The sequence below is a fragment of the Clostridioides sp. ZZV14-6150 genome (genome assembly GCF_020657875.1).
Taxonomy (GTDB): Bacteria; Bacillota; Clostridia; order Peptostreptococcales; family Peptostreptococcaceae; genus Clostridioides.
The window spans coordinates 1-9,301 of sequence record NZ_JAGWDA010000034.1; the positions used below are offsets into that span (position 1 = coordinate 1).

Annotated in this window: 9 protein-coding genes, 1 tRNA gene, 1 other RNA gene and 1 other annotated feature; of the genes, 10 read left to right on the plus strand and 1 reads right to left on the minus strand. The window is 28.3% G+C overall.

What is annotated here, in order from left to right:
- Window positions 1-204 precede the first annotated feature (204 nt).
- The 10 genes from KGF41_RS20195 to KGF41_RS20240 all read left to right on the plus strand — a co-directional run bounded on the left by KGF41_RS20195 (window position 205) and on the right by KGF41_RS20240 (window position 7,608).
- Window positions 205-714, plus strand: a complete 510-nt coding sequence (locus KGF41_RS20195) for a transcription repressor NadR (RefSeq protein ID WP_227830450.1) — start codon at window positions 205-207, stop codon at window positions 712-714.
- An 11-nt stretch (window positions 715-725) separates the two neighbouring features.
- Window positions 726-1,607, plus strand: a complete 882-nt coding sequence (locus tag KGF41_RS20200; protein ID WP_227830449.1) for a mechanosensitive ion channel family protein — start codon at window positions 726-728, stop codon at window positions 1,605-1,607.
- Window positions 1,608-1,734: 127 nt separating this feature from the next.
- Window positions 1,735-1,940, plus strand: a binding site (T-box leader).
- Window positions 1,941-2,066: 126 nt separating this feature from the next.
- Entirely contained in the window at window positions 2,067-3,338 is a 1,272-nt protein-coding gene (gene serS / locus KGF41_RS20205; protein ID WP_227830448.1) for a serine--tRNA ligase, read from the plus strand.
- Between the two features lie 318 nt (window positions 3,339-3,656).
- Window positions 3,657-4,112, plus strand: a complete 456-nt coding sequence (locus KGF41_RS20210) for a nucleoside deaminase (protein ID WP_227830447.1) — start codon at window positions 3,657-3,659, stop codon at window positions 4,110-4,112.
- A tRNA-Ser gene (locus KGF41_RS20215) sits at window positions 4,113-4,204 on the plus strand.
- 41 nt (window positions 4,205-4,245) lie between these two features.
- Window positions 4,246-4,510, plus strand: an RNA gene (gene ffs, locus KGF41_RS20220) — signal recognition particle sRNA large type.
- A gap of 76 nt (window positions 4,511-4,586) precedes the next feature.
- Window positions 4,587-6,224 (plus strand): DNA polymerase III subunit gamma/tau, encoded by a 1,638-nt coding sequence (dnaX, locus tag KGF41_RS20225; protein WP_227830446.1) that lies wholly within the window; start codon window positions 4,587-4,589, stop codon window positions 6,222-6,224.
- Window positions 6,225-6,282: 58 nt separating this feature from the next.
- Complete coding sequence (locus KGF41_RS20230) at window positions 6,283-6,633, plus strand: YbaB/EbfC family nucleoid-associated protein (protein WP_227437598.1); 351 nt, start codon at window positions 6,283-6,285, stop codon at window positions 6,631-6,633.
- Between the two features lie 12 nt (window positions 6,634-6,645).
- A complete protein-coding gene (gene recR, locus KGF41_RS20235; RefSeq protein ID WP_227830451.1) occupies window positions 6,646-7,245 on the plus strand; it encodes a recombination mediator RecR in 600 nt (199 codons plus the stop codon).
- A gap of 141 nt (window positions 7,246-7,386) precedes the next feature.
- Window positions 7,387-7,608, plus strand: coding sequence for a hypothetical protein (locus KGF41_RS20240; protein ID WP_227830445.1), 222 nt, complete (start codon window positions 7,387-7,389; stop codon window positions 7,606-7,608).
- A 64-nt stretch (window positions 7,609-7,672) separates the two neighbouring features.
- On the opposite strand, the gene KGF41_RS20245 is transcribed toward KGF41_RS20240, so the two are convergent.
- The gene (locus KGF41_RS20245) at window positions 7,673-8,878 is read right to left on the minus strand and encodes an MGDG synthase family glycosyltransferase (protein ID WP_227830444.1); all 1,206 of its coding nucleotides are present in this window, start codon (window positions 8,876-8,878) and stop codon (window positions 7,673-7,675) included.
- Between the last annotated feature and the right edge of the window lie 423 nt (window positions 8,879-9,301).

Sequence of the window (9,301 nt, forward strand, 5' to 3'; positions counted from 1 at the left end):
GTTAAGCTCTCTAGCGCTGATGGTACTTGGTGGGAAACTGCCTGGGAGAGTAGGACGTAGCCACGTAATCTTTTTTTATTGTTCGCCATAAAACATAAAATCTAAAATTAAACAGAATATAAACTCTGTATTGATTTATACTAAGATAAAATATAAAATTATATAATATAGACAAAAAGTTTTGATTTAGAAAGAAGGTGTAATATGAATTCTAATGAAAGAAGAAACAAATTAATAGATATTTTAAAGGAATCTAAGCATCCTGTAAAAGGTGGAGTGCTAGCGGAGCTATTAAATGTAAGCAGACAAGTAATAGTACAAGATATAGCGCTTATAAGGGCTAAAGGCTTTGAAATAATAGCTACACCTCAAGGATATATAATATATAATCAACCATACTTTTCCAGACAAATAAAATGTAAAAATCATAAAAATTCCCAAGAAATTTATGAAGAACTAAGAATTATTGTAGATTTAGGTGGAATTGTAAAAGATGTTATTGTAAATCATCCAACATATGGTCAAATAACTGCAGAACTTAATATTTATTCTAAAATGGATATAGATGATTTTATGAGAAAAGTTGAAACAAATGAGTTTAAACAATTATCAGTCTTAACAGAATGTAGTCATATTCATACAATTGAAGCACTCAAAGAAAAGACTATTGAAGATATAATAAAAAAATTAGATGACAGTGGAGTATTATCATAAGGAGGAGTTAAATGAATTTTTTGTCATTGGCTAAGACTACTTCAACAAATAGTAATATAACGAAGAGAACTTTAGAAAATATGCTTAATAATTTCAGTGATAATATACCAAATATTATATATGCAATAACAATATTTATAATAGGTATTTATATAGCTAAGATAGTAAGAAAGATGGTTTCTAAGTTTCTAATTAAATATGGAATGAGTAAAGGTGTAAATAATTTTATTGTATATGGTATATATATATCAATGCTATCCATCATATCATTGATAAGTTTAGGGATTATAGGAATACAAACTACGTCAGTTGTAGCGGTCTTAGGAGCGGCTGGATTTAGTATAGGATTAGCATTTAAAGAAATATTATCAAATCTAGGCTCAGGCATGATTATTTTGTTTTTTAAGCCATTCAATATAGGTGATTATATTCAAGGGTCAGGTGTAGAAGGTACAGTTTCTGATATACAAATATTTAGTACTGTTCTTAAAACTCCAGATAATAAAACTATAATAATACCAAATTTTCAATTGACAAGTAATAATATAATTAATTACACACATCAAAATAAAAGAAGGATAGATTTTTCGTATAATATTTCTTATGATAGCGATATAGATATGGTTAAATCTATATTAAATGAAATTTTTACAAATGAAAAAAGGATACTAGATGACCCAAAGCCAATCATAGGTTTAAACTCTATAGGTAATAATACTATGCAAATAGTTGCCAGACCTTGGGTTAAAACTGATGATTACTGGGATGTATATTTTGATGTAATGGAAAAAGTTAAGAAAAAATTTGATGAAAATAAAATAGAAGTTCCATTTATTCCTGCTTCATTATTGTTTAGTAACACAAGTAATTTAAATTCTTTGGATAAAAGATAATATTTTAATTAAACAAAAAAATCAAACTTAAGATAATAAATTAAAGAAAATTCTAAAAAAAAATTGAATAATAGTATTGAAAGATGTTAATATATATAATATAATGATTATCAAATAAAACAATTAGTTAAAAGCATTGAAAGAAAATAGTAAAAAACAGGTTGTATTCAGAGAATGAGTGGATGGTGAGAACTCATTACAATGGTTTTTGAATCTACTCTAGAGCTTCTAGTTAAAGCTAGACGTTTACCTACGTTACAGGTCTGAGAGGATTATACATATGGGTATAATCAATTAGGGTGGCAACGCGGATAAAAGATTTTCGTCCCTTTTATAGGGTAAACGGAGGTCTTTTTTTATTTTCCAAATTTGTTTAAACTAAGAATTTGAAGTTAAAAATATTTTAATTTAAATTGGAATTATTAATTTATATTATAAAAATTATTAGGAGGAATTAATATGTTAGATATTAAAAGAATAAGAGAAAACTTAGATGATATTAAAAAAGCTATGGAAATAAGAGGCGAAAAAGAATTCGACCTTGATGCTGTAGTGGAATTAGATAATAAAAGAAGAGAGATACTTCAAGAAGTTGAAGTTATGAAAAATGAATTAAATGTAAACTCTAAAAAGATACCACAATTAATAAAAGAAGGAAAAGATGTAGAAGAGGAAAAAGCAAGATTAAAAGAATTATCAGACAAGATAAAAGGTATTGATGAGAAAGTAAAAGAAGTTGAAGCAAAAATGGAATATGCATTGATGAGAATTCCAAATGTACCTCATCCAGATGTGCCACAAGGTGAAACAGATGAAGACAATGTTCAAGTAAGAACTTGGGGAGAACCTACAAAATTTGATTTTGAACATAAAGCTCACTGGGATATAGGAACTGGTTTAGGCATACTAGACTTTGAAACAGCTGGAAAAATAACTGGTTCAAGATTTACTTTATATAGAGGACTAGGTGCTAGATTAGAAAGATCTTTAATGAATTTCTTCTTAAATACTCACACAGCTAAACATGGATATACAGAAGTTTTACCTCCATTTATGGCTAATAGAAATAGTTTTATAGGCACTGGTCAACTTCCTAAATTTGAGGAAGATATGTTTAAAATAGAAGGGCTAGAGTATTTCTTAATACCAACAGCTGAAGTACCTGTGACAAATATACATGCTAATGAAATATTAGATGTTGCAGAACTTCCAATAAAATATTGTGCATATACTCCTTGCTTTAGATCTGAAGCTGGTTCAGCAGGAAGAGATACAAGAGGTTTAGTTAGACAACATCAATTCAATAAAGTTGAATTAGTTAAATTTGTTAAACCAGAGGATTCTTATAAGGAATTAGAATCATTAACTCATGATGCTGAAACTATGTTACAAATGTTAGGTCTTCCATATAGAGTTGTAAGAATATGTACAGGAGACTTAGGGTTTACAGCTGCTTTTAAATACGATTTAGAAGTTTGGATGCCAAGTTATAATAGATATGTAGAAATATCTTCTTGTTCAAACTTTGAAGATTTTCAAGCAAGAAGAGCGGGAATAAGATTTAAAAGGGATAAAAAATCAAAAGCAGAATATGTTCATACATTAAATGGTTCTGGATTAGCTATAGGAAGATGCTTAGCTGCTATATTAGAAAATTATCAACAAGCAGATGGCTCTGTAATGGTTCCAGAAGAATTAAGACCTTATATGGGTGTTGATGTTATAAAATAATTATGTATTAATATTATATAAGTGATAATATATTTTAAGATTAAAAATATACTATAAGTAAATAGTAAATTAAAAAAAGTTATGAGATTTAATAATTTCATAACTTTTTTATGTTAATATATATAATAGAATATTCATCATAAAAAGCTAAATATTTTCATAAATCAACATTTAATTAGACTCTGAAAATTTTTTTTAGGTTAATTTAAATTAAATGTAGCTATGCATAGCAATATATTAAATAAACAAAATAAAATTAAGTTGAATTATAAAATGAATTATGATAAGATAAGTTTGTTATAAGTTTTGGGAGGAATTATGGAAAGTTCATTTTATATGAAAGAAGCATTAAAAGAAGCATATAAAGCATATAATAAGAGAGAAACACCAATAGGTGCTGTTATAGTTAAAGATAATCAAATAATAGCAAGGGCTCATAACCTTACAGAAACATTGAAAGATTCTACAGCTCATGCAGAAATTTTAGCGATAAAGCAAGCATCAGAAAAATTAGGTGGGTGGAGATTGACAGATTGTGATTTATATGTTACACTAGAGCCTTGCATAATGTGTAGTGGTGCAATAGTTAATTCTAGAATAAAAAAGCTTATAATAGGGACAAGACATATAAAAAATTCATATATAGAGAAACAGCATGAGTTTAAATTAGATTATTTTGAAAATAATAATGTAAAAGTGGCTTTTGATGTTTTGCAAGAAGAATGCTCGATCATATTGCAAGAATTTTTTAAGGCATTAAGAAAAAGAGATTAAGGAGAGATGGTCGAGTGGTCGAAGGCGCTCGCCTGGAAAGCGAGTATATGGGTAAAACTGTATCGTGGGTTCAAATCCCACTCTCTCCGCCAGAAACAATAAATAAAAGTAATTAAATATGGTTGTAATTTTGCTGTACTAGATGGGGAGGTAGCGGTGCCCTGTAACCTGCAATCCGCTATAGCAGGATTGAATTCCATCTAAAGGCTTATTTTTTGTAGGGCCGCCCTGAATAAGTGGTGTTGATGCTTAGGTCCTGCGCAATGAAAGCTCATGAACCCCGTCAGATCCGGAAGGAAGCAGCGGTAAGTGATCACTTTTGTGTGCCGCGGGGGTGCCTAAGTTGAGCTAACTGTTTTGGTAACGCCTATGGAATTAAGTCGATAGATGGTGTACAGCATTTAATATATAAAAGACTAATCCCTTAGATAATGAGGGATTTTTTTATTAATTTTACTAAAGAGAGGTAAAAAGATGCATAAAGCATTATATAGAGCATATAGACCACAAAGATTTGATGATGTTGTTGGTCAAGAACATATTATTAAGACTTTAAAAAATCAAATATACAATGATAATATAGGACATGCCTATTTGTTTTGTGGTACAAGAGGTACTGGGAAGACATCTACTGCAAAAATTTTTTCAAGAGCAGTAAATTGTTTAAATAAATTAAATGAAGAACCTTGTAATGAGTGTGAAATATGTGAATCAATATTAAAAGATAATACAATGGATGTTGTAGAAATAGATGCAGCATCAAATAATAGTGTAGATGATATAAGAGAACTTAGAGAAAGTGTAAAATATTCTCCAGCTAATGCTAAATATAAAGTATATATAATAGATGAGGTTCATATGTTGTCTCAAGGAGCTTTTAATGCATTGTTAAAGACATTAGAAGAACCTCCCTCATATGTAATCTTTATATTAGCTACTACTGAACCTCATAAGATACCTGCAACTATTTTATCACGTTGCCAAAGATATGATTTTAAAAGAGTTACTGTTAAAGATATGACTCTTAGGATGAAAAAAATTTGTGAAGATGAAGGAATTGACATAGATGACAAAGCTCTTAATCTGATATCTAGAAATTCTCAAGGAGCACTTAGAGATGCTCTTAGCATATTAGACCAGTGTATATCATTTGGAGAGAATAAAGTAGATTATAAAGATGTTGTTGAGTTGATGGGAAGCGTGAATATAGAACAATTATTTGAATTGTCTCAATGTATTGTAGCGCAAGATACTAAAAAATCTCTTGAAATATTAAATGAATTTGTTTTATGGGGGAAAGATATAAGAAACCTTATAAATGATTTAATAGACCATTTTAGAAATTTAATGGTTTGCAAAGTATCATCAGAACTAGATGAAATAATCTCATTACCAGAAGAAACTATAGAGCAACTTAAATCTCAGTCTGAGGACATAGATATAAATGATTTAATAAGAATTTTAAATATACTGTCAACAACTCAAGATGATATAAAATCATCTTCAAATCCAAGAGTCTTAGTAGAAATAACTATAATGAAGATTGCTCAGCCAATGTTTGATGAAAGTAAAGAAGCTCTTATTAAAAGGGTTGAGAATTTGGAAAAAATGATTGAAATGGGTAGCTTTAAAATTACAAATAATGATAGTGGTAAAGAAAATGAATATGAGGATAATAGAGAAATAAATTCAAAAAAAGAAAGCATCGTTTATGAAGAGGTAAAGAATGAAGACGTTCTACTTATAGAATCATCATGGAAAAATATACTTAAACAAATTAAAAAAGATAAAAAAATGCCAATATACGCTCTTTTAAGTGAGGTAAAAAGTTTTAATGTATATTCTAACATGTTATATGTAATATTTGATGATAAATTTGATTTTGCAAAAACTAGATTAAGCTCCCCAGATACAATAGATTATCTAGAGAAGACTATAAGAGAAGTTTTAAATAGAAGCTTTAGTGTAAAAATAGTATTGTCATCAGAAGTCAAAGATATAAATCTTGAAGTTAAAGAAAAAAAAGACATTGGTGAAGAGATACTAAAGAACATAGTAAACGAAGAAATACTAGAAATAAAAGATAGTATTGATGAAAATGAAAGTAAATAATAAAATACTATTATGATATAATAATAAAATGAAAATAAGTTTAGGAGGAATAGTGTTTATGGCTAAAAAAGGTTTTGGAGGCGGAATGATGCCTGGTGGTGGAAATATGAATAACTTATTAAAGCAGGCTCAAAAGATGCAAGAAAATATGCAAAAAGCTCAACAAGAGTTAGAAAATAAAGAAGTAGAAGCTTCAGTTGGTGGAGGAGCAGTTACTGTAAAAGTTAATGGTAAAAAAGAAGTTTTAGATATAACTATTAAACCAGAAGTTGTTGATCCAGACGATATAGAAATGTTACAGGATTTAGTTTTAAGTGCAGTAAATCAAGCATTGAGAAATATTGATGATATACAAGCAAATCAAATGAGTAAGGTAACTGGAGGTATGAATATACCAGGGTTATTCTAGTAGGTGATATTTATGCAAGTTTATACAGGTCCAATAACGAGACTAATAGAAGAATTTTCAAAGCTTCCAGGAGTTGGAAGAAAGACTGCTCAAAGGTTGGCTTTTCATATTATTAATATGAATACTAATGATGTGGAGGCTTTATCTAAGGCAATTATAGACGCAAAAAGAGAGATAAAGTATTGTTCAATTTGTTGCAATATAACAGATACAGACCCATGTAGTATGTGCTCAAATAAGAATAGGGACTCTAGTACTATATGTGTGGTAGAAGATCCAAGAGATGTTGCAGCTATGGAGAGAATAAGAGAATTTAAAGGACAATATCATGTATTAAATGGAGTTATTTCTCCAATGGATGGTATTGGACCAGATATGTTAAAAATAAAAGAGCTTATACAAAGGCTTGGTAATCAAGATGTAAAAGAAATAATAATGGCTACAAATCCTACTATTGAAGGAGAAGCCACAGCTATGTATATTGCAAGATTAGTAAAGCCAATGGGAATCAAAGTTACTAGGATAGCTCATGGTCTTCCTGTTGGAGGAGATTTAGAATATGCAGATGAAGTTACAATATCAAAAGCATTGGAAGGTAGAAGAGAAATATAAAAATCGAGGTTATTACCTCGATTTTTGTAATTTTTTGGAGTTAAATTTAGATTAATTTTGATTTAGATTTATTGAATAAATTTCTTCTGTATTGTATAATTTGTTGTATAAATCATTTAAAAATTTTGATAGGGGTGCAACATGAAACCAATTATGAACTTAGAAGAACATAATGCAATGAAGGAAAAAAGAGTTAAAAAAATGAAATCAAAAGACAAGCCTAAATATGATGATTTTGAGGATATAAGTTTTTCTAACAAGAAAAAAACTAAGAAAACTCCAAGAAATAAAAACACTGAATTCAGAAATAACTATAAAAACTATCAGTATGATTATGAAGAAGATTTTTATGAACCAATCTAGTAATTAAATAATTAGAAGATAAAAAATCCCTAATAGGTACACTATAGGGATTTTATTTATTTTATTAATCAGAAATTATACTTAATACTAAATTAGCTATGTTTTGGGCTGAATTTGACTTTCTTATAGATTTTATATTTTTCTTTAACATTTCTAGCCTACTAGAGTCATCTATTAAAACTTTTAATAATATTGATAAATTATATTTCTTTGTAGTTCTAAGTGCTGCACCACAATTGGATAAGAAATCAAGATTTTCTTCTTCTTGTCCAGGTATATAATATGGAACTATCATGGGTACATCTTTTAAGAGTGCTTCAGTTGTAGTAAGTCCGCCAGGCTTACTGACTAAAACATCTATAGAAGCTAAAATGTCATTCATTTTATCAGTATATCCAAGTACACATACATTTTTGTCATGATAACGAGATACAAGTTTTTTTTCAATTTTCTCTTTTAAACTTTCATTTCTGCCAGTTATTACAAGTATCTGAAAATCTCTATCTGTATCTAATAACTCATCAAGAGTTTCTTTTATATTTCCAGCTCCAAAGCTGCCGCCCATAAGTAAAACAGTTAATTTATCAGGAGATAAATTTAGTTCAGAAAGAACAATTCTTTTGTCTCTATGAGAATGGAACGATTTTTCAACAGGGATTCCAAATGTTCTAATTTTACTAGGTTCAACTCCATCAAATACTAATAATTCCTTTACATACTCATGACCAACAATATAGTAGTCAATCTCATTTTGTATCCATGTGGAATGAGTAGTATAATCAGTTAATACAGAAATAAGAGGAGGAACATTAATAGTACTTGTATGATGCTTATAAAAATGATCAGTAGAAGCATTTGTTTCATTATTATGTAAGTTAAAATTTTTTTTCAATGTGCTTAAAGCAATCATTGGAAAAGGATGTGTACCTATAATTAAATCTGGTTTTGTGTTTCTAATGAGTTTTTTTAATTTTTTTGCCATAAATGTAATTATTAGATTACCTTTAAATTCATTTTTTGATAAAAGATTTGTTTCAGATAATCTATATACACTTCCATATGCTTTGGGTGTATATATGGCAGATTTTTCATATCCTCTTGAAATTATTTTATCCATTATGTTATTGACTAATTTCAAACTATCTATTATTTCGCATTCAACAGGCTCTCCGTCAATTGTTTTGGATGTAAGTTCTTCTTTAATAGCTAGAGCCGCTCTATTATGTCCACCACCAGTAGAAGCAGACATGATTAATACTTTTTTGCTCATAATAAAATCCTCCTAAAATGTAGCATAGTATTTATATAATACTTTGATATGTAAAAATTGTCATTCTCAATCAAATTATTGATAAATCATTTTTTAATAATAATCTAATACAAGATTACAAAAATTACAAGTGAAAGAAATGTAAATTAATTTTAAAAAAATGTGTATTACTACAAATAAAAAATTTAAATTATAGAATAAAAAGGAAAATTGGGCATAAAATATATATTAGTCCTATGAAATAAGGACTTTTGTTTATCATTAATTTATGAGAGTTAAGCTGATAAAACATAGAAAAATTAAAAATCTTAAAAAAAATAAAAAATTATATTGACTTGGATAAATAAAGGTGATATAGTATTACTTGTCCTTAAGAAAAGGGCAAACATGAAAAATGAACTTTGAAAATTAAACAGTAGGTTA